Source organism: Myroides oncorhynchi (genome assembly GCF_020905415.1).
Lineage (GTDB): Bacteria > Bacteroidota > Bacteroidia > Flavobacteriales > Flavobacteriaceae > Flavobacterium > Flavobacterium oncorhynchi_A.
In genome coordinates, this window is record NZ_JAJJMP010000001.1 from 1,551,135 (window position 1) to 1,571,825 (window position 20,691).

The window sequence follows — 20,691 nt, forward strand, 5'->3', positions numbered from 1 at the left end:
AGCACCTTTTTATATATATTAGTATACCAATCCCACATTATCTACCCATAGTCGGCTATCTGTATTACCGATGTACGCACCTCCATTACTAGAAGAGAACTGTACGATTAAGTGTGTGACTTCATCATCTGCTGTCCCCCATCCTTCTTCTTTGATTGGCACCATTTTACCTTTACTGTTTCTAGCGTAGTAGGCATTACTTCCACTTCTTAATGCCATGTGTGAAGCATAGTAACCCTGTTTAGAGATATCTCCATAGTTTACAGTTAAGCGATGCTTGTTTTGCCATGTTTTAATAGATTTGTCCATAAGTTCCCATCCTGTACCTATGCGTTTAGCATGTATGTTCCCATCTTTGTCTTCCCATCTTTTTTGGAGTAAAATCTGTACCTCTGCTTTATCTGTTCTCTTGGCATCGGTTCCGCTTCCCATACCATTTACATGCTTGGATTGACCACCAGTGATAACTTTGTAATCAAACTGGAGTGCTTTAGGTTTTTTGGTAAAAGCAATACCTGTTACTAATTTGCTTTGTGGATTTTTAGTATCTGTAATTGGTTCTAGCATTTCTCCTAAAAAGATAGTACCACTTGCTAATACATTGATGTTGATAACTCCTAATACTTTTACTTTTTCAATACGAGTTTCTAAACGAGCAGCATATCCATTGTCTCTTTTCTCTGGAAACACTGTTACGCTACCTTTGGTAATACCACTTACTGTAGCGAGTACAGACGAGGTAGCCCATGGAGATTTTTTGTTTTTATAAGGAGTGTTGTCTTTTAAAGTATCTTTTGTTTCTGTTATCTCATATAGATACTGTGTTTTACCACCGATCACGAAAGATTCTTTTATCTCGCGTACCATCCAATGATCCATATTACCTAAGCGAATGGATTCTATTTTTTCACTTTGAGCTGTTGCTGCGAAAGGCAAGGCAAGTAGTAGTAAAGTAAGTATGTTAAGTTTTGGCTTTGTTGTCATATTGTTGTTTTGTTAGTCTTTAATATTGTTCTTTTTAAGCATCTCGAAGTCTTCTTTCTTCAAGTTCATCTTTGTATATGGTACAGCTATATCATGGTCATTAAGATACATACGCGCTTCTACATTGAATGCTCTATTGACTAATGATAAGTCTTTCTCTAGATAAGCTGTGCGGATATGTGCTGCGTTGATCATAGTGTGAAATACTGCATTCGTAGCGATAGGCTTATTTTTATTATCGTAGATAGCCTTCATTCTCTTTTCATTGTTAGCTATATATTGATTAGAAAACCACATGATGAACGGTACTCTCAGCTGATAATAGGTAGGACTAGGTGAGGCATGTAAGAATCTATTTCTATTGTCATCGAACAGATCTTCACCGTGATCAGATGTATATAACATCGCTATTTCTGCATTAGTCTGCTCTAGTGCTTTAATCGTTTGTGATAAGAAATAATCTGTGTAAACAATGGTATTATCATAAGCATTTACCAGTTGTTGTTTCTCAGACTTTTTCACCCCACCTACATTGTCAGGAGTAAACTTTCTAAACTGTTCTGGATAGCGTTCCATATAATTAAAGTGCGAACCATAGGTGTGTAGAAGTATGAATAAATCTCCAGCACTTTGCTTTATTTCTTGTTGCATTAATGTTACAAGTTCCTCGTCATAGTGATTCTCAGTCATCCGTGTTTTACTATCTGTAGATCGTATCGTCTTATACACATCAGCTTCTTTAGTAAAGAATTCGATGAATGAAGAGTTCTCTGCTTGATTAGAAAGGCAGATTGTTTTGAATCCTGCTTCTTTAAAAGCGTGTACAATACCTTTTTTGCGATAGATAGAATTATAGTTTTCTGCTTCTGCATCTGAGAGTATCATAGATACACTCTTATGAGTCGTATTGGACTGAGTCAATGCATCTTTAAATACAACTAGATTCTCTTGATTTTTTAAGTTAGGATTAGTTTCTCTGTCATAGCCATATAAGGACCAGTTATCTGCTCTACTTGTTTCTCCTATGATTAGTACATATATTTGTCTCTCCTTACTTGGTATACTATCTCTATAAGCTTTAAAAGAGAAGTCTTTTGAAGTTTCGGGATAGCGTTTTATTTTGTCCCATTTGTTAACTGCGAAACCGAAGTTGTGTAATGCATTTATAGGATAAACATCTTGATTAAAAGCAAAGGTATTCGTATTCTTATTTGCACTAAAGAAAGACAAAACTAGTGATGCTATTAATAGCAATACAGCTGGTAACAATGTTTGTCTTCTAAAACTCCAATCTAAGTAATTCTTTTGTTTCCATTGACGAATAGCCAATATGATAGGTGGGATGTATAAAAAACATACGAATGCAATAGAAGGTAATAAGCTACCTAATAGTTCATTAATCTCAGAGGTATTTGTTGTAGCGACATTTAAGAACATATCGGCTGCAATAACATCTTCTCCAAATAGATAGAACAGTACAATCTGGAATGCGTGTAAGAACATTAGAGGGAAACACAACAATAGCCACGCTCCTGAATTCTTAAATGCAGAGAAAATAGTCATAAATAATCCTAATGGGAATAAGATTACAACTATTTTACCTAGTAGATCTACTGGTTGTGTAAAGGCGAAATAAAAGCTAGGTACCATATTCACTAGAATATAGAACCAAAATAATGCTATCGGATTAGTAATAATTTTGCTGAATAATCCCTTAGTCTGGATATTGTTTTCCATAGTTCTAATTAAAACGATTCATATATATTAAAGTAGAATCCGCTCTGCCCCTTACCAAATCCATAGTCAAGGCGTACATTCACCCTGTTTTTAAACTCCCATCTATATCCTATACCGTAGGTAGGTAATGTGTGCGACCAATCAAATTCTTTCATATTCTTGAATACATTTCCAGCCCCACCCCATACCGCTATACCATGGCGGTTATAGATTTTTTGTCTTAATTCTACTTGAGTGTTTAGCTGTTTTCTATCCCTATATTGACCCATAAAGTATCCTCTCATTTGCCTAGAACCACCTATCTTAGATAGCATAGTCCAAGGTACTTCACCATTGTTAAACTCCCCATTCAAATCAAAAGCAATCAATCCATCTTTCCATATCTCCTGATAAGCACGTGTAGTAAATTTAATATTTCCAAAATGCTTATTACTACCTAATGTCTTCGGGTAAAATGTTTGTTCATATTGCACAAATAATCCTTTACTAGGGTTCGGGATAAAGTCTCTACTGTCATAAGAAAGAATAAAACCTCCACCTACAGCAGTATTCTTGTTGTCAGTATTAGGTCTTATTTCGTCTGTCTGAAAATTTCTGCTCTGAATATTTTGTGCGGAGAATACTAATCCAACATAAGTATTAGGCAATACTTTTCTCAGTACATCAAATTTTAGACCTAGATGGTATTCATCATATTTAGTGTATTCTCCTAAATCTCCAGCTTCATATCCTATTCCGTAGAATTTACTAGGCATAAACTTAAAAGCCATGTCATAGTGAAAGCGATAATTATCATTTGGGAATATAGTAGTGTTTTCTACTCCAATAGAAAAGAATCCACTAGTAGTAAAGTTAGTATAAATAGCTACATCAGAAGGAGGTAAACTTAAATCTTCTTTATCTATTCTGTATAATCCTGAAGAGACGATGCCTAAGCCAAGCCTAGTGTCTACAGAGTAACTTGGTCCTCCTATAAAAGATAAGTCAAACTTGCTTTGTGATTTGTCTTTTTTAGCTTCTTCAAAGTAAGAAACTACACGGTCAAAGAATTTCTTTTTTGCTGCTGTACTATCCCGCGATTCTTCATTAGGTAAATCACCTGCACGTTCTTGAGCAAGTGTTATCTGGCTTGTTATCAAAAAGATAATGCTTAATATTGTTAGTGAGTAGTGTTTTATCATATTATGTTCTAAGGATGCAAATTTACATAATTTACGTCTTTAAGAGACTTGAACTACATTAATAAACAATGAGATTAAGCGTTTATTAACTAACTTTTAGAAAGTTTTACCTTTCCTTAAGCTTTACTTGTTGCTAACGACTAATAGTTGCGCGTAAACGATTAATAAAGAAAGTAGTAATATAAAGCTTATAATAAAATATTGAAGTGAAGAAATCCTAATATTGTGAAATTTCATCGCTTTTAGATACAGGATGATTGGGATAACGAGAGCTAAGATTACACCTGCTATAGCGGCATATCCTAAAGCAAGAATAAAACCTTCTGGATAAAATAATGCAAACATCAAAGGGGGTACAAATGTGCAGATAGTTGCTAGTGGTCTTATAGTGCTTTTTTTTCTATCTTTAAATAAATCTCGGTAGTAATCGAATAGACCGATACTCACTCCTAAGAATGAAGTACCTAAAGCTGTCGCAGCGAAGAAACTAAACAAGGTTTCTATAGATGTAGAATGAGATAATTCTCTAATGCTTAATAATAATCCTTTTACTTCAGAATGCTCGTTTAGAATTTGCATAAACACAGTCTGATCTAGGCTTCCTAAAATAACTATTTGCCAAATTAAATAGATAACTAAGGGAAGTAGACTGCCTAGTATAAATGCTTTTCTAAGCATCTTCTTATTTCCATCTAGATAATCTACTATACTAGGGATACTACCGTGAAAACCAAAAGAGGTAAATATAGCTGGGATAGACATAATCACTATTCCTTGTGATAACGGCATATGAAGTAGATTAGCCCACTTGATTAACGGGGTCATTAAAATCACTAATAGTACTAAGAAGACTACTTTAGCACCAAATAAGATACGTGTGAACCAATCTACCCATCTCGTTCCAATAATAACCACGGCGCTAAAGACTAGAGAGAAGGCTAACACAGTTAACCTGTCATCTATATTAGTGTCGAATAGTAGGTCAATATTGGTTTTAAGAATAGTACCTCCTCCAGACATATAAGCAGCAGTAAGCCCATAAATTAAAAACATAAGACTTAGACCAGCTATTCTATTGACTAATAATCCAGCATACTTTTTAGTCAATGTGTCAAACCCATCTTTAGAACTATTAAAATCGTAAATACGAACCATTAGTAATGCTGTATAACACATGGCAAACCAAATAACAAATAACAGTAGAGTGGCTCCTAAGAACCCTACTCCAGCTGAGGTAATAGGCATAGCTAACATCCCCCCTCCTATAGAAGAACCTGCTATAATCAATATACTTCCTAATAGTCTGCTATTCATTTGTCTGTTTTTAGAAGAACAAAGGTAACAAAAACACAATTGATTATTTGTGACATATATAACGAGGTGTAGAATTGTAGTAATATATAAAGGTCAAGAATATACCTCTTATACTTTTTAAACCCAGATTCCCGATAGACATAAAAACGAAAAGTAATTATATAAAATAGCTGTGAATTAGTGAGTAAAGCATATTATAGTATGGTTTAAGAACTAATGAAAGAGATATGAAGTAGAATTACTTTGTAGTATTTGGCTAGTAGTATCTGGGTTAAATCAAGGATAAAATACGATTAATAGTAGTTCAGTACTCACTCCATTATCAAAGAAAGTAAATAAGTGAACTCACTTCAGTTTTAGTGAGTTTTCATTATAATCTATGTGAAAGCAATTTGAGTTTTATTGTTTGAAAGAAGAAGAATGGCGGATGAATAAAAGGAGTACTCTTGGACAAAAGTCCGTTTTACCCAATTATAGTCCTATTATTCTCCAAGAATTGTCCAAGGATCACAAAGCAATGCCCGTATTTATTGGCTTGAAGCATGGTATTAGATATAGTGCATATTTTATGTTATTAGTATAAAGTACTGAATAATAGTGTTTTGTTGTAAAACTGATTAAAAAAAGATGTATAAAAAAATGCAGTTTGAGTTTGTTATCAAGTTTGTTTGAAGGATTTTGGAAGAAAAAGGAGTCTTTATAACTGTATTATTTCATTTTTAGGGGAATTTATGAATGGTAAACTAAAAAAAGTTTTCTAAAATTTGAAGTAGACAGGTAGTTGTATGATAGTGAAAGTTACCTTAAGTGGAAGTTTTAAGTCTTTTGTTTTATTTTGTATTCTATTTTAAACTTGTATTCTTATTTGATAATTAGTAGTAAAAGTGTTAGTTACTGTCATTGTTTGGTTATTAAAGAAAGTTTTGTAATGTGAACTAATCATTAAATTATTTTATCACTTTTGTCAATATCTTTAATTCTTGTCTATATTTGCAATATGCAAGCAAAGAAAAACATAGCGAGAATACTATTGGTGGTAGCCATTCTATTTACCATTGTTTTTCAGTTTGTACATAGTTATGAGCATATCTCTGCTTCTTTCGAATATGAGAAAGAACATAGCACACATGCTCACTTCACAGAAAAAAGAGGAGATCATACAAGGCAAGTTACTTTTGCGGAAGCACATAGTCAACTAGACAAGTGCTTTGTATGTGATACAATACTTAATCCAGCTATTAGTACTGATATTTTATCATTAGACTTTATGCCTTTTGATATAGTTAAAGGTGTACAGGACGTTGTGTCACTATCAGTTGTTCCTCTATCTCAAATATTCTTTTCGCTTAGGGCACCCCCTACATTGGCATAAACTATCGATAAAATCTTCTACATTATTCGTAGTGAGATAGATTATTTATGTGCAATTAAAATTTAGCGATTATATGAGAATTACTATTCTTGTACTTTCACTGATGACTTCTATTGGTACTTATGCACAGCAGTATGTTGTGAAAGCTAAAGTATCAGATGTTTATGGAGAAGCGTTAGTAGGGAGTAATATTTCTTTTGCAGGATTACAGTCTGGAACTGACCTGAAAGGACAATTTATATCTACACCTGTATCAGCAGGACAACACCGTTTATTAGTAGAATACTTAGGGTATGTATCTGTGGATACGTTACTTAATGTTAAGTCAGATCTGTATTTAGACTTGCATTTAAAGTCAGATAACACGCTACTAGATCAAGTAGTAGTGTCTACTCATGGCTTAAAAACTGTAGCTAACACAGAAGTAGTTACCAATAAAAAACTAGTAGAGAATTTCTCAGGATCATTTGCCAAGACTTTGACATCTGTGCCTGGAGTAAACGCTATGGAAATAGGAGCTGGAGCTTCTAAACCGATCATTCGCGGTCTTGGATTTAACCGTGTGGCAGTGGCTGAGAACGGAGCTAAACAAGAAGGACAACAATGGGGTGCTGATCACGGTCTAGAGATAGATGCATTTAGTACTGAGGAAGTTGAGGTGATTAAGGGGGTAGGTACTATCGAGTACGGTAGTGATGCTATCGGTGGCGTGATCAAGATCAATAACGAGAAAGTACCTGAAGTACACTCATTTAGTGGTAGTGCTACGATGTTTGGCAAGACTGTAAATGATTCTTATGGTGCTTCAGTACAAATAAAGGGTAGAGGAGAGAAGTTCTTCTATAAGTTTAAAGCTACGGGACAGGACGCTGGTGACTATCGTGTACCAGTATCTGAGATAGACTACCTAAATACAATTATCCCTATCTATGGGAATAGAATGAAGAATACGGCCTCTAAGAACTTTGCGTTATATGGGCAGATAGGCTATGTGGATGACAATTTTAAGAATATACTGAGTATTAGCAATGTGTATGATAAGAGTGGTTTTTTCCCTGGATCGCACGGGTTGCCTAATGTAGCAGCTGTAGCAGCTGATGGAAATCACCGCAATATAGAATATCCACGTCAAAATGTAAATCACTTTAAAGTAGTAAATACTACTACTTGGGATAGTTCACTGCAAGATAAGTGGACGTTTATGGTAGCGTATCAAAATAATAGAAGACAAGAGCACAGTCTGTTTCATTCTCACTTTGATGATCAGACTCCACCTATTTCAAATCCAAATCTTGAATTGCAATTTGTGTTAAACACAGTAGATGCTTCTGTAAAGTATGAACACCTGTTTGATAACAATCACAAGTTGACTTTAGGAGTTCAACAGAATTTTCAAAATAACATCATTGATGGATATGGTTTCTTATTGCCAAAGTATAATAAGCAGGGTACGGGAGTATTCGGGTTATATGAATACTTTGTAAATGATAAGCTAACAATAGAAGGAGGAGCTCGTTTTGATTATGCAAGTGTACATATTAAGCCTTTCTATGATCAGTTTCTTTTTGACTATTTAAAAGAGCAGGGATATGCTGATCAGTTAGCTAATAAATATGCACAGAGAAGTACAACTACTAATAGAGATTTTACAAGTGTCAATGGAATGATAGGAGCGAAGTACGCTCTTAATAATAAGTTTAATTTTGGAGCTACCGTGGGTACTAACTTTAGATTCCCCACTGCTATCGAGTTAGCATCTAATGGTGTACACCACGGAGCTTTTAGACATGAGAAAGGAAACCCTGATTTAGATCCAGAGAAAGGTATCGCATTTGACTTTAGAGCAGAGTTTAAGACAGAGACGTTTAACACTACTTTTAGTCCATATCTGTATTACTTCTCTAACTATATATATCTTAAACCATCAGGGAAGTTCTCTATATTACCGGATAGTGGGCAGATATACGAGTACACACAGTCAGAGGCTGTCATCGGTGGTTTTGAATGGAAAGTAGAGAAGCGTTTCTTCGAACGCTTAAATGTATCAGCGGTATTAGAGTATATCTATAATCAACAGGTATCGAATGGACAGAATGGGGCTTACCCACTGCCATTTACACCTCCGATGAATGTATTCGGAGAGGTGAGATATACTTTCGGAGATACTAATCTGTTTAAAGAGTCTGATATTTATTTTAATGGTAAATGGTATGCTAAACAAGAGCGTATCGCACAAGGAGAAGAAATTACACCTAGTAGCCAGAGTTTTGGTGCAGGGGTGTCATCTACAATGCAGTTAGGTAAAGTGAAAGCGCGTACAACGCTTTCTGTTACTAATATGTTCGATACGAAGATACTTAATCACACTAGTTTCTATAGACCGTTAGGCATACCTGAGCTAGGACGTTCAATACAATTAATGATCCAAGTACCTTTCTAATATGACAGATAAGAACATACGTGCTATAGTATGTTCATTATGGTGCACTTTATTTTTAGTACCATTACTGAACAATACTCTTCACTATGTCATCATTGATCATCATTTTGGAAATAAATCCAATGCATTAGAATTTGTTGATAGTAGTACTATTCACTATTGTGAGCAGTATCTGTGTAAACTCTCTTCATCTATAGAAAACCTAGTAGAACCTATAGACTTTTGGATAGAGAGATTATGTGATGTAATATTAGTCGAAGTAGTAGCCAGCTATAAAGAATGTCTATTTCCCTTTTATTGGTTAAGAGGTCCTCCTGCTAATTAGTACCCCCAATACTCATTTTGCAAGAGGAAGAAACAAAGACAAATTATTAAACAACTAGATTGTGGATGGTATTTAGTACAGCACAATCTAGTTTTACCTAAAATACGCAATAGATATATGAACCAAAAGTAATGATATAAGATAGGTAGGAATTAGTGATATCAACATACTATAGTAGGTTCTAAAACTAATGAAAGAGCTATGAAGTAGAATTGCTTTGCAGTATTTGACTAATGCGGATTGTGGGTTTAACACATTAAGAAAATGAAACAATTAAAATTTATATTAAGCATATCATTATTAAGTAGCGTATTGTTCACATCATGTTTAAAAAGTGATGGGGATATAGATACTGAAAAGCCAGTAATAAAACTTAATGCACCAGTAGAAGGTGCAAAATTAGAAGCAGGGAAAGACATTCATTTTGATATGGATTTATCAGATAATATCGCTTTAGGATCTTATGATATAGATATACATTCTGCTGAAGGACATTCGCATACTCATGGCGTAACTATTAAAGAGGTAGACCATGATCATGATCATGAGGAAGATCCAGAGAATGCACACCGCAAATCATTCAAGTATAAAAACAGTTGGGATGATATCTATGGACAGCGTAATGCACATATACATCACCATGAAATCGTAATAGATAAAGATGCTAAGAGAGGTGAATACCACTTTGTTGTAAAAGTATTAGATAAAGCGGGTAACCAAGCTATGGAATTTAGAACTGTGAATATTGTAAACCCTGGAGAGGGAGACCATGAACACAAACATTAATAATAGGAAATAATGTTAATTAATAGAGAGTAAGGGGATTCCTCCTTGCTCTTTGTTATTTAATAGATATATTTACTATCTTATTATTTAAAGTAAGAATAACTAACTTAACATTTATGAAAAAAACACTTATGACCTTACTCGTTGCTACGATCATTGTTTCTTGTAAACAAGGAACTACTGAGGAAGCAGTGGTAGACTTAAAATACCCTGAAACGAAGCAGGGTGATGTAAAAGACACTTACTTCGGTGTGGAAGTAGCTGACCCATATAGATGGTTAGAAGATGATAGATCTGAGGAAACTGCTGCTTGGGTAAAAGCTGAGAACCAAGTTACTTTTGATTATTTAGGGCAAATACCTTTTAGAGATGACCTAAAGAAACAAATGGAAGAAGCATGGAATTATGAGAAAATAGGAGCTCCTTTTAAAGAAGGTAAGTACACTTATTTCTTTAAGAATGACGGGTTGCAAAACCAATCTATCTTATATCGCAAAGATGCTGCAGGGAAAGAAGAAGTATTCTTAGATCCTAATACATTCTCTAAAGATGGTACTACTTCGTTAGGTAGTGTAGACTTCTCAGAAGATGGATCTAAAGTAGCTTATGCAATCTCAGAAGGGGGTAGTGACTGGAGAAAGGTTATTGTATTAGATGCGGAAACAAAGAAAGTAATAGGAGATACATTAGTAGATATAAAGTTTAGTGGTGTTTCTTGGTTTGGGAATGATGGATTCTATTATTCTAGTTATGATAAACCTACAGGAAGTGAGCTATCTGCTAAGACAGATCAACACAAGTTATATTACCACAAGTTAGGGACAGCTCAAAAAGAGGATACTCTTATCTTTGGTAAAGATCAAAAGAGACGTTATGTAGGAGGATCAGTAACTGCTGATAACAAATATTTAGTTATCACAGCAGCTAACTCTACGTATGGAAATGAACTTTACTTAAAAGATCTTTCAGTAGCGAACAGCCCTATCGTGATGTTAGTTAATAACTTCGATAGCAGTAATGGTATATTAGATAGTAAAGACGGTAAGTTATTTATTGCTACTGATTATAAAGCACCTAATATGAAGGTGGTTACAGCAGACGTTAAGAATGCTGCACAGGCGAATTGGGTTGATTTTATTCCTGAGACAAAAGATGTATTAACGCCTTCTACAGGTGCAGGATATATCTATGCTAATTACTTAAAGGATGCGGTAGCTTATGTAGAGCAGTATGATTACACTGGTAAGAAAGTAAGAGTAGTTGAACTACCAGGTATTGGTACAGTGAGTGGTTTTGGAGGAAAGAAAGAGGATACTACTATTTACTATTCTTTCACTAACTATATTACAGCAGGTAGTATCTATGCATTCAATCCAGTAGATGGAACGTCTAAAGTATATGAACAACCTAAGGTGAAGTTTGACTCGTCTAAGTATGAGTCTAAACAAGTATTCTATACTTCTAAAGATGGAACTAAAGTACCAATGATTATCACACATAAAAAAGGCCTTAAGTTAGATGGTAAGAATCCTACTATGCTTTATGCTTACGGAGGGTTTAATATTAGCTTGACTCCTTCATTTAGTATTGCTAATGCTATTTGGTTAGAGAATGGTGGTGTATATGCTGTGCCTAACCTTAGAGGTGGTGGAGAGTATGGTAAAGAATGGCACGTAGCAGGTACTCAATTACAAAAACAAAATGTATTTGATGACTTTATCGCAGCAGGTCAGTATTTAATTGATAATAAATATACTTCATCTGATTTCTTAGCTATTAAAGGAGGCTCTAATGGTGGTTTATTAGTAGGTGCGACAATGACTCAACGTCCTGATCTTATGAAAGTAGCTTTACCAGCAGTAGGAGTATTAGATATGCTTCGTTACCATACTTTTACAGCTGGAGCTGGATGGGCGTATGACTATGGTACTTCAGAAGATAGTAAAGAGATGTTCGAGTACTTAAAAGGATATTCACCATTACACAATGTAAAAGCTGTAGCATATCCTGCTACGATGGTTACTACAGGTGATCATGATGATAGAGTAGTACCAGCTCACAGCTTTAAATTTGCTGCTGAGTTACAAGCTAAAAATACAGGTAAGAACCCTATGCTTATCCGTATCGAAACAAATGCTGGACATGGTGCAGGTAAATCTATCGCTCAACAAATTCAAGAGCATGTAGACTTACAAGCGTTCACATTATACAATATGGGAATCAAGAAATTAAAATAAGAATAGCTTATTCTAGATAGTAAAAAAGGCGAGTCAATGAGTTGGCTCGCCTTTTTGTATTTATTAGTTTTTGGTATTATTCGTATTTATAATCTTTGACACCTGCGTTTATCTCTGCATCTATAAAGTTTTGTTCTGGTGGAATAGGACATGAGAATTTTGGGTTATACACACAGTAAGGGTTATAAGCTAGATTAAAGTTAATCGTTATACTATCTCCATCAGGTATTTGTAGATCTAAATATCTACCACCACCATACGAAGTAACTCCTGATGTCAAATCTGTGAAGGGTAGGAACAAATGATTTACATATTCTTCTTTCTCTCTAACAGTCAAATCTTGAAACACATCGACTTTATACTCTTTATCTTTTAAGGAGAAAGTTATTACGCCGTATTTTATATAAGTTGGTCTTCTTGCAGTTGTAGTAGGCATCTCAAAAGGTTTTTCGTTAGGTGTACGTTCTAATTTACCTTGTATGACGAAATCGTTACTTATAGGGAAAAAATCTAGACCTTTAAACTTCTTAATTGCATCTTTAGGAAGTGGTGAACTCTCCATATCGCTAAATTCTTTATTAAGATTTTTTTGAAATACTACAGCTTTTTCTGCTTCATTAGCTGGTGTATTATTACAGCTTATACCTAAAAAAGCAATGAATGCAAGGGCAATAAGTTTCTTCATGTCTTATAATTTGTTTAATAGGTATAAAATAAAAGACTTGCCATCACAATGGCAAGTCTTTTATCATTTTATTATGGTAATGTGTTATTATCCTAAGTGAGCACGTAGCATCCATGCTGTTTTCTCGTGTGCTTCCATCAACCCAATTAAAAAGTCAGCTGTACTTTTGTCATTAGACTCTTCGATAGCATCGATGTTCTCTCTAATAAAACTAACAATGATTTCATAATCTATTAATAATTCACTAATCCAAGACTTACTATCTGTATTAGTAGTAGATCTCTCTTCGGTTAGATGAGTAAGTTTTAAGTAATCTTTTAGAGAAGATGGAGCATAGTGTCCTAATGTTTTGATACGCTCAGCTATGGCATCTACATTTACTGCTAATTCAGTATATAGCTCTTCAAAATACACATGTTTAGAATGAAAGTCAACTCCTGTTACATTATAATGAGCGTTTCTAACTTTTGTATATAAGATAAATTCATCTGCCAATAATTGAGATAATACTCCTGCATTGAATTGTCTAGCTTTGTCTGTAAGTCCAATATTTGTTTTCATAGTTCTATTTTTTTTGATACTTAATTAGTTTTTATTACAATGTAAATTTACTAAGTATCTGTGTGAATTATATTGATAAACAATTGTTTGTGTTTATGTGACTATTGAAAACTATTATTGACTTGGGATGATTAATTGGTTAAAATGTATAAAAAAAGGAGTTCCTAAGAACTCCTTTTACATACCATTTTGATATTATTTTTTTATTATATCAGATATAGCTTCAGCTTTACCTTTTACTTCAGCCGCTTTTTCTTTAGTAGCTTCAGTTGCTTCTTTAACAGATTCTTTTACCTCAGCTGCTTTTTCTTTAGTAGCTTCAGTAACGTCTTCTACAGCTTTACCTGTCTTACCTGCTACTTCTTCTACCTTGGCTTTAGCATCATCCCAAGTTTTTTGAGCAGTTTCTAAAGCTTTTTTAGCTTGTTCTTCTGCTTTTTTATCTCCTTTTTTGATTGCTTCTTCTACTGCAGCTTTTGCTTCAGCTAATTTAGTCTCAGCGTCAGTTTTAGCTTTTTCGAATTCAGCAGTAGCTTCTGTTGTTTCAACAGGTGTTTCTGTAGTAGTTTCTACTGATTCAGTAGAAGGTTCTCCTTCTACTTTGTCCTTACATGATGTAGCGAATAATAGTCCTACAACAGCGAATGATAACAATACTTTTTTCATAGTAATTCTATTTTAGTTCATATCAAAGTTAGAAAAAATAAATATACAATTGTGTTTTTCACTTATAAAATGTTATTTTTTATCTTTCTTCTTTTGTAATGAATCCTCTTTTTTGAAATTTAAAGAGCCAAACCCGTTTATGTATTGTGTTATTGTGTTTTTCCTTCTGTTGATATATGGACCAGAGTTATTAGCTTTATATCTACGTGGGTTTGGTAAGATTACTGCAATACCAGCTGCTTCTCTTGCAGTTAAGTTTTTAGCATCTTTCTTATACCAATGTTGAGCTGCTGCTTGGGCACCGTATATTCCATCACCCATTTCTATACTATTAAGATATACTTCTAGTATCCTTTCTTTTGGCCAAATTAATTCTATTAAAACAGTAAAGTATGCTTCAAATCCTTTTCGGATATAACTACGACCAGGCCATAAGAATACATTTTTAGCCGTTTGTTGTGATATTGTACTTCCACCTTTTATTTTCTTTCCTTTCTCGTTATTTTTCATTGCCTTTTCAATGGCTTTAAAGTCAAATCCATTGTGTTGAAGAAATGTACCATCTTCACTAGTGATAACGGCTTTCTGTAAGTTAGTACTGATGTTTTCCATCGGTACCCAGCTATGTTGGAGTGTCATGGGGTTATCATCCTTAACTTGTTCATATAATCTGATGAACATTAACGGAGTATAAGGAATCGGCACAAAGCGAAAGAAAATTACTGAAGTTAAACTCAATATGAAAAAAGCTAGAATAGCCTTAAAGATAAATCGTGTTATTTTTCTTATCATAACGAAAGAAGAGGGTTAAAAAACGGAGCAAAAGTAATTAAAATAATGGTTCATTTTTCAAAAAATAGATTTAATGTATTTCTTGATTAATAGAATATTAAATATACTGATTAAAGGTTGTTAATTGGTTGATACATAATTTGTTTGTATTAATGTCTGTTTATTTGGTTAGCCTATACTATTTAAATAAAAAACTCGCCATAGTAGCGAGTTTAGGTTGTAATCATAATAAGTAATAAGAAATTAGACATACGTCTCTTCCCTTAATTTATTGAGGGTTAGTTGTCCACAGGGATACTGTTTTAACCATGGCTCTTCTAGGTAATCTTAATGTAGCTACGATAAGTTCGGCGAAGTCTTCAGGTTGTAAGATATGATCAGGATTACCATCGGTAAGACCTAAATCTATCGACATATCTGAAGCGATAGTACTTGGTGTTAGTGTACACACTCTGATATTATTCTTACGTACTTCTTTCATCAGTGATTCAGACATTCCAATCACTGCAAATTTAGATGCAGAGTATGCAGACGTAGTTGCATTTCCGTTAAGACCAGCTGTAGAAGCTACGTTAAAGATATCTCCTTCGTTCTGGTCGATTAGATGAGGTAGTACTTCTTTAGTAACATTATATACTCCCATTACGTTAGTTAATAGAATCTCTTCCCAACGCTCAGCGGACATATCTGTAAACTTTCCGAACTCTGATATACCAGCATTATTCACTAATATATCTACTCCTCCTAATGTATTTATAATATTTGCTATCTTTATTTTTACTTTTGCCTTGTCAGTTACATCAAATGCTGCATAAGTAGCTTTCACTCCTAATGATTCTAATTCTGTAACTGTCGCTTGCAATGTTTTTTCGTTTCTACCAGTAATAGCTACGTTTATCCCTTCTTGAGCAAAAGCGATTGCTGTTGCTTTACCTAATCCTCTTCCACCACCTGTGATAATTGCGTTTTTACCTTTCAATTTCATGTTTTTAATGCTTTAATGTAAAGATATGTAATTTATTAGAAAATTAGTGTTTCCCTAATGTTAAATTTAATTCTTATCTATAAACTTTTTGATAGAATTCCACAAATTATAGCGTTTTATTAGCGCTTGTTTTGAGATTACCACTACGTCATTCCACTTCTGTTCATCTTCACCACATAGCTCAGAAATCATTTTCATAGCCATTGGGCCATGTTCATCTCCATCTAATTCGATATGGCGTTCGAAGTAATATACTAGTTTTGTTAAGTCTGTTTCAGGGAAGTTCTGTTGAAACCCTTTTAGAATCTCTTTAAACATCGACGGAATTAAGTCTTCACGTCCGAAAGTAAAGGCCGCTGCTATCTCGTGTGATTTACCTGTCTCGATAGTTTTAAACGTAAAGTCTAGAAATTCTTTAATTCCTGTATCTAGATCTGTTTTTGCAATTGCTTCGAAGATAGGTGTACCTCCTTTTAGATTGTTGATTAAAGCTGTGATACCTGTAGTATCAGCATTAGCTGTTAACATTGCATCTAGATACATTTCGAAGTGACTAAGACGTTGACCATCATAAGCCAAGTCTGATTCCTCTGCCAAGACGATTTCATTTATCAAATAACGTGTCTGTGGATATGGGGATGCAAACCAAGGAGTCGTTGTGCAAGTTAATTGCTGTTGTAACGCTTTAAGTAAGGACATAAAATCCCAAACCGCATATACATGCCCTTCCATAAAAGCACATAAGTCTGGTATTGTCTTTATCTTATTATAAAGTGGGTGTTGAAGTAAAGCATTTCTTTCTTCAGCGATTTGTACATTGATTTCTTGAATAGTCATATCTACTTAATTTGGTGCAAAAGTAAAAAAGCTTCACCGAAAGGCGAAGCTCTTTATATAAAGTTTATCTATTGATGTATTTATTACTTAAATGCTGCAAATCCTGTTACATCCATACCTGTGATTAACAGGTGAATATCATGTGTGCCTTCATACGTTACTACAGATTCTAAGTTCATCATATGACGCATGATAGAATATTCTCCAGTGATTCCCATACCACCTAGCATCTGACGAGCATCGCGAGCGATGTCTAATGCCATAGCTACATTATTACGCTTTGCCATAGAGATTTGGGCAGACGTAGCTCTTCCTTCATTTCGAAGTACTCCTAATCTCCATGTTAGTAACTGTGCTTTAGTAATCTCTGTGATCATCTCTGCTAATTTCTTTTGTTGAAGTTGAGTAGCCCCGATTGGTTTGTCAAACTGTATGCGCTCTTTAGAGTAGCGCAGCGCAGTGTCATAACAGTCCATTGCTGCCCCTATAGCACCCCAAGCGATACCATATCTAGCCGAATCAAGACACCCTAGTGGGGCACCTAATCCTGATTTATTAGGAAGTAAGTTTTCTTTAGGAACTTTTACATTATCAAATATTAGTTCACCTGTAGCTGAAGCTCTCAGTGACCATTTGTTATGTGTTTCAGGAGTAGTGAAGCCTGCCATACCACGCTCTACGATAAGCCCATGGATACGTCCTTCTTCATTCTTTGCCCATACAACAGCGATGTCAGCAAATGGTGCATTAGAGATCCACATCTTCGCTCCGTTAAGTAGGTAGTGGTCTCCCATATCTTTAAAGTTAGTCAACATACCTGCTGGATTAGATCCGTGATCTGGTTCTGTCAATCCAAAACATCCGATAAACTCTCCACTCGCTAACTTAGGCAGATATTTCATGCGTTGTGCTTCATTTCCGTATTTCCATATCGGATACATCACTAATGAAGATTGAACAGAAGAGGTAGAACGGATACCTGAATCACCTCTTTCGATCTCTTGCATGATTAGACCATACGAAATTTGATCTAAGCCTGCACCTCCATATTCTGTAGGGATATATGGACCGAATCCACCTATCTCGGCTAACCCTGGTACTAACTGTTTTGGAAATTCTGCACGTTGAGCGAAGTCTTCGATGATAGGGCTTACCTCTCTCTTTACCCATGCTCTAGCTGTATCTCTAATCAACTTATGCTCGTCTGTAAGCAAGTCGTCTAATAGGTAATAATCAGGTGCCTGAAATAAATCTGGTTTCATATATCAATATCTTTTTTTTGGTTGTATAACAAAAATAGACAATATTTCGAATTGACCAATTTTTAGATAATTTAATTCTGATTATCCTTTCTTTTTACGAACACTGTATTCATAAAAACTCTATTTACAGCATCGTAAAAAATATTGTTCTTATTGATTTAATTAGGTAATGGTCAGTAAGTGGTAGTTAAGTTATCGGTATATGATAGGCTTAAAATAGCATATTTTAAGGCGACCACCTGCCTATCATATGCCGATCACAAGCCGACCACCCCTATTTCAGGCCGGGTCAGTACAAAAAGCACTATGTAGATTTTAGGTTTAATGTGATGCCGTTATAACCGTTTGATTTATGATATTTATTTTTCTAATGTTTTGTTATCTTAGCTAGCTAAATGGAGTAGATTATGACTAATAAGTTACTATATATGCTTTTATTGTTTTGTTCAATAGGAGTAATAGCACAAGATAAACTTAGAATAAAGGGTAAGATAGAAGGGATACCTAATGAGGCTACTTTGAGTCTTTCTTATGATAAGCAAGAAATAGAGTTTAAAGCAGTAGATGGAGTATTTGAAGTAGAAACTCAGATTATTAAAGCACCTACTTCCGTCTATTTGTTTATCAAGAATGGAGAAGATTTTAAGTACACTTCTTTTTTCTTGGGGAATGAGTCTGTTACTATTGAAGGTAATGTAAATAATTTAAAATATCTACAAGCGGAGGGGTCTGCTTATGATGGTTTAAGATATGAGAGTGAGTTGTTAACTAAAGATGTTAGAATAGCACGAGATGTAATAGAAAGTAAAATATCTAAACTTGTAGAAGAGGGGATGTCTCAAGATAGTGTTATGGCTTCTTACAAGGAGGAATATTTACGTATGGAGCAAAATATCAAAGACTTAGATTATGAGTTTCTAAAGAAAAATATTAATACTGATTATGGACGTTATATATTGGGATTTATAATTAATGATGACAATACTAATCATCATAAAGAACTGTATAATTTAGTCGATAATCAATATCTAAATACTGATGCTGTGGTATTTTTAAAAACCTTGTTAGATAAAGAACCATTAGTGAAAGGAGATAAGTATTATGATTTTATAGCTTTAGATTTAAACCAAAAAGAGAGTAAGTTTAGTGACAATTTTAAAGGTAAGTATGTGTTACTTGACTTTTCTTCTCCATATTGTTGGTTTTGTCGTCAGGCTGTTCCTATAACGACTAAGATAACGGAAGCATTAGAGGATAAGCTAGTACATGTGACTTATTGTATAGATAATGATTTAGTTAGTGCAAAACAGTATAAAGATTTAAAAGGAGATAAGGGAGTAATTGTTTGGGATAAAAAAGGAATGATGAGCTCAACCATAGCTAAATATAGGATGAGAGGAACTCCTTATTATGTGTTATTTAATCTAGAAGGCAGAGTGCTAAAGATATTTGATCAAGGGTTAGAAGATGACTTCGAAGAACAGTTGAGAGCGTTGATGAAGTAGAGTTTTGTTTCTATCTATAGTTATAAAAAACCAACGCCCTTCTGTATGGAAGGGCGTTTGCTTTATACTAATTTACTTTATTCTGTTTTCTGCGTTTTCGGATGCGTCTTATCACAAAGAATAGTCCTGTACCGATAAGGATGAATGGCCATATATAGAATATTCCGATGACAAATGACAATAGATTTTCCCAACCTGAGCCAAAGGCTGATGAGATCTCGTATCCAAAGCCTGTGGTAGATTCTCCTTTTTCGTAAAAAGTAACAGAGAGTGTGCTTAGTGAAACTCTACTCTTTAGGTATTTTAAACGTCCTTCGAACGATTCTATATCAGCTCTTAAAGTTCCTAATTCACTTTCTATTTTAAGAATATCCTCAATAGAATTCGCTCGTTTTAGCAACTCTTTATAGCGTTCTTCTATTTCCTTTTTTGTTTTGATTCTCGCTTCTACATCGATGAACTCTTCTGTTACATCTAAGGCACTGATATTCTTATTATCTACTTTAGTTGCAGTGGCAGTTACACCTTCTAATAAGGTTTCGAAGTTCTTAGTAGGGATACGTATTTCTATAGTATATTCTGTTTGATTGCCATATACTGTAGAGCTATCTTGTGATAGGTATCCGTTTAGTTTTTTAATGCTTGTAGCAATGTTTTTTCTCGTTTCTTGTGCATTAGAAGTTTCAAAGCGTATGCTTCCTTGCTTCACGATCATGCGTTCAGGAGCTGTTACTTCTTCAGCTGTATCTTGATTTTGTTTAACTTCCGTAGTGTTGTCACTTGCAGATTCAGCAGCAGCATCTGTTGTACTAATGTCTTGAAGGGATGCGACAGACGCCTCGCTAAGCTCTCCTGATTTAGCACAAGAGGCTACGGCTATAAATAGCATTAAGGTTAATAGATTAAGTGTCTTTTTCATAGTATTTGATGTTTTTATAGACAAATGTAATAGATGTTAGGTATATAATGTAGTAGAGGTTTAAATATTTGTTTATGTGGAGAGAGAGGTAAACAATAATCTT

18 protein-coding genes are annotated in these 20,691 nt (G+C 34.4%); 6 read left to right on the forward strand and 12 right to left on the reverse strand.

Annotation, left to right across the window (positions count from 1 at the left end):
• Positions 1–18 precede the first annotated feature (18 nt).
• The 4 genes from LNQ81_RS06875 to LNQ81_RS06890 all read right to left on the reverse strand — a co-directional run bounded on the left by LNQ81_RS06875 (position 19) and on the right by LNQ81_RS06890 (position 5,216).
• Complete coding sequence (locus LNQ81_RS06875; RefSeq protein WP_229945411.1) at positions 19–984, reverse strand: PCMD domain-containing protein; 966 nt, start codon at positions 982–984, stop codon at positions 19–21.
• Between the two features lie 12 nt (positions 985–996).
• Entirely contained in the window at positions 997–2,721 is a 1,725-nt protein-coding gene (locus LNQ81_RS06880; protein WP_229945412.1) for a phosphoethanolamine transferase family, read from the reverse strand.
• Between the two features lie 8 nt (positions 2,722–2,729).
• Positions 2,730–3,902, reverse strand: coding sequence for a BamA/TamA family outer membrane protein (locus LNQ81_RS06885; RefSeq protein ID WP_229945413.1), 1,173 nt, complete (start codon positions 3,900–3,902; stop codon positions 2,730–2,732).
• A gap of 123 nt (positions 3,903–4,025) precedes the next feature.
• Complete coding sequence (locus LNQ81_RS06890; protein WP_229945414.1) at positions 4,026–5,216, reverse strand: aromatic amino acid transporter; 1,191 nt, start codon at positions 5,214–5,216, stop codon at positions 4,026–4,028.
• 997 nt (positions 5,217–6,213) lie between these two features.
• Here LNQ81_RS06890 and LNQ81_RS06895 point away from each other — a divergent pair.
• From LNQ81_RS06895 to LNQ81_RS06915, 5 genes are all read left to right on the forward strand, one after another.
• Complete coding sequence (locus LNQ81_RS06895) at positions 6,214–6,588, forward strand: hypothetical protein (RefSeq protein WP_229945415.1); 375 nt, start codon at positions 6,214–6,216, stop codon at positions 6,586–6,588.
• 73 nt (positions 6,589–6,661) lie between these two features.
• Entirely contained in the window at positions 6,662–9,028 is a 2,367-nt protein-coding gene (locus LNQ81_RS06900) for a TonB-dependent receptor (protein WP_229945416.1), read from the forward strand.
• Between the two features lies 1 nt (position 9,029).
• The gene (locus tag LNQ81_RS06905) at positions 9,030–9,353 is read left to right on the forward strand and encodes a hypothetical protein (protein ID WP_229945417.1); all 324 of its coding nucleotides are present in this window, start codon (positions 9,030–9,032) and stop codon (positions 9,351–9,353) included.
• Between the two features lie 264 nt (positions 9,354–9,617).
• The gene (locus tag LNQ81_RS06910) at positions 9,618–10,139 is read left to right on the forward strand and encodes a DUF4625 domain-containing protein (RefSeq protein WP_229945418.1); all 522 of its coding nucleotides are present in this window, start codon (positions 9,618–9,620) and stop codon (positions 10,137–10,139) included.
• 131 nt (positions 10,140–10,270) lie between these two features.
• Positions 10,271–12,376: a prolyl oligopeptidase family serine peptidase gene (locus LNQ81_RS06915; protein WP_229949254.1), complete on the forward strand. Its 2,106-nt coding sequence runs from the start codon at positions 10,271–10,273 to the stop codon at positions 12,374–12,376.
• A 76-nt stretch (positions 12,377–12,452) separates the two neighbouring features.
• Here the strand turns inward: LNQ81_RS06915 and LNQ81_RS06920 are convergent, their stop codons facing one another.
• From LNQ81_RS06920 to LNQ81_RS06950, 7 genes are all read right to left on the reverse strand, one after another.
• Positions 12,453–13,061 carry a DUF1684 domain-containing protein gene (locus tag LNQ81_RS06920; protein WP_229945419.1) on the reverse strand — a complete coding sequence of 203 codons (609 nt, stop codon included), beginning with the start codon at positions 13,059–13,061 and terminating at the stop codon, positions 12,453–12,455.
• Positions 13,062–13,148: 87 nt separating this feature from the next.
• A complete protein-coding gene (locus tag LNQ81_RS06925) occupies positions 13,149–13,622 on the reverse strand; it encodes a Dps family protein (RefSeq protein WP_229945420.1) in 474 nt (157 codons plus the stop codon).
• Positions 13,623–13,817: 195 nt separating this feature from the next.
• Complete coding sequence (locus tag LNQ81_RS06930; RefSeq protein WP_229945421.1) at positions 13,818–14,288, reverse strand: hypothetical protein; 471 nt, start codon at positions 14,286–14,288, stop codon at positions 13,818–13,820.
• A gap of 72 nt (positions 14,289–14,360) precedes the next feature.
• Positions 14,361–15,080 carry a monofunctional biosynthetic peptidoglycan transglycosylase gene (mtgA, locus tag LNQ81_RS06935; RefSeq protein WP_229945422.1) on the reverse strand — a complete coding sequence of 240 codons (720 nt, stop codon included), beginning with the start codon at positions 15,078–15,080 and terminating at the stop codon, positions 14,361–14,363.
• A 268-nt stretch (positions 15,081–15,348) separates the two neighbouring features.
• The gene (locus LNQ81_RS06940) at positions 15,349–16,065 is read right to left on the reverse strand and encodes a 3-ketoacyl-ACP reductase (RefSeq protein ID WP_229945423.1); all 717 of its coding nucleotides are present in this window, start codon (positions 16,063–16,065) and stop codon (positions 15,349–15,351) included.
• Positions 16,066–16,131: 66 nt separating this feature from the next.
• Complete coding sequence (locus tag LNQ81_RS06945) at positions 16,132–16,902, reverse strand: DUF3050 domain-containing protein (RefSeq protein WP_229945424.1); 771 nt, start codon at positions 16,900–16,902, stop codon at positions 16,132–16,134.
• Positions 16,903–16,985: 83 nt separating this feature from the next.
• Positions 16,986–18,164: an acyl-CoA dehydrogenase family protein gene (locus tag LNQ81_RS06950; protein WP_229945425.1), complete on the reverse strand. Its 1,179-nt coding sequence runs from the start codon at positions 18,162–18,164 to the stop codon at positions 16,986–16,988.
• A gap of 407 nt (positions 18,165–18,571) precedes the next feature.
• Between LNQ81_RS06950 and LNQ81_RS06955 the strand changes: the two genes are divergently transcribed.
• Complete coding sequence (locus LNQ81_RS06955; protein ID WP_229945426.1) at positions 18,572–19,669, forward strand: redoxin family protein; 1,098 nt, start codon at positions 18,572–18,574, stop codon at positions 19,667–19,669.
• Positions 19,670–19,736: 67 nt separating this feature from the next.
• On the opposite strand, the gene LNQ81_RS06960 is transcribed toward LNQ81_RS06955, so the two are convergent.
• Positions 19,737–20,588 (reverse strand): DUF4349 domain-containing protein, encoded by an 852-nt coding sequence (locus tag LNQ81_RS06960; protein WP_229945427.1) that lies wholly within the window; start codon positions 20,586–20,588, stop codon positions 19,737–19,739.
• Positions 20,589–20,691: the final 103 nt, after the last annotated feature.